Raw genomic sequence first — 1580 nt, forward strand, 5'->3', positions numbered from 1 at the left:
TGGATGCTTGGCGTGGTCAGGGTGCGTGCATCGCAAGGCGGCCGAGCGTAGGGCTACCGGGCGCAACTCGAGCGAGGCCAACGCAGCGAGGTGCGTGCCCTGGCCCGCGCGAAGCGCGTAGGAACTTTGGACACGCGGCGCTAGTCCGTCAGACCCGCACGTCTCGGTGCCAGGACTCGGTGACGTACTTGGTCGCCCACCCCATCGAGGTGTAGAGGCCGGCGGCTCCGGTCGGCGAGTCGGCGTCGACCTCCAGGCCGACGCGGTCGCGCCCACGCGCCGCGGCGTCGGCGATGATCGTGCGCAGCAGGCCCTTGGCGACGCCGCGGCCGCGGGCGGCCTCCAGGACGCCGAGGTAGGACACGTAGGAGCCGTCCGGCCCGTTCGCGCTCTCGGAGACCGTGCCGATCAGGGCTCCGACGGGCTCGCGGGAGCCGTCGTCGCCGACGAGCTCGGCCAGCCACCAGTGGTCCCAGCGGTGGCCCGGGTCCTCGCGGAGCCGGTGGAGGAACTCCTCGAACGTCTCCTCGCTGGAGTTGAAATGGTCGACGAACGCGCCTTCGAGGACCTCGTGCACCTCGCGCAGGTCGCTCTCGTCGGGCATCCCGTCGTCGGCGCCGCGGACCAGGCGGAACACGACGCCGCGGTCCTCCCAGTGGTCGGGGGTCGCGACCAGGCCCTCCTCGTCGGGGGCGACCGGGCGGCTCATCTGCCACCAGGTGCGGACCCGCTCGAACCCGGCCGCGCGCAGCCAGCGGGCCTGGCGCTCGTCGCCCTCGAAGGCGCCGGTGTCGATCTGCTGGACCGCGAGGCCGCGGGCCCGGCCGACCGACCGGGCCTGCGCCTCGGCCCACTCGACCAGCAGGTCGGAGCAGGCGTCGGCGATGGTGCCGGCGGGGTCGCCGGGCAGCTCGCGCTGCACGATGTGGACGAAGAGCATCCGGCCGACCGACCGGTCGTGGACGCTGCCCCAGGCGTGGATGTCGCCCTCGGCGTCGCGGACCACCACGTTCTCGCGCATCCGCAGCCCGTGCTCGGAGACCTCGACGAGCACGTCGTCGACCCCCGACCCGGCCCAGCCACGTCCGTGCCGCTCGTGGGCGCGCAGCAGGTGGGTGAGCCGGGCCACGTCGAAGCGGTCAGCGGGGTCGGGGGTGCCGACCGTCCAGCCGGGCGGCAGCCCGGGCAGGTCGCCCAGCAGGGCGTCGGGATTGCTCTCGAACCGGTTCTCGTGGGGGATCACGACCGTTGAGTCTGCCGCAGCTCGCGACGGGGGAAACGTGCCGTGCGCCACGGCCTCCCCAGGACGTGGGCTACGGCACGTCCTGGGCCCGGGTCATGCGTGCTTGCGCTGGCCGGCCTCGGCGGCGTGCCAGGCCTGGGTGACCACGTCGAGCTCGGCGCGGACGACGTCGAGCTCCTGCTCGAGCTCCGCGACCCGGACGATCGCCTCGGCGGCGCGCTGCTCGGCCGCGGCGAGGCTCTCCTCGACCTGGCTCGCCCCCCGCTCGGCGGCGTCGGCGCGCCGCGCCTCCTGGTTGAGCTTGCGGGTGGCGTCCGCGGCCCGGCCCTGCGCGGCG

General features: G+C 74.7%; 1 protein-coding gene and 1 pseudogene. Both read right to left on the reverse strand.

Annotation, left to right across the window (positions count from 1 at the left end):
* Positions 1-148: 148 nt before the first annotated feature.
* Complete coding sequence (locus VGD85_RS16820) at positions 149-1243, reverse strand: GNAT family N-acetyltransferase (protein ID WP_331064586.1); 1095 nt, start codon at positions 1241-1243, stop codon at positions 149-151.
* Positions 1244-1336: 93 nt separating this feature from the next.
* Positions 1337-1580: pseudogene (locus VGD85_RS16825) on the reverse strand (hypothetical protein); the annotation flags it as partial.

Source organism: Nocardioides sp., assembly GCF_036401255.1.
Classification (GTDB): domain Bacteria; phylum Actinomycetota; class Actinomycetes; order Propionibacteriales; family Nocardioidaceae; genus Nocardioides.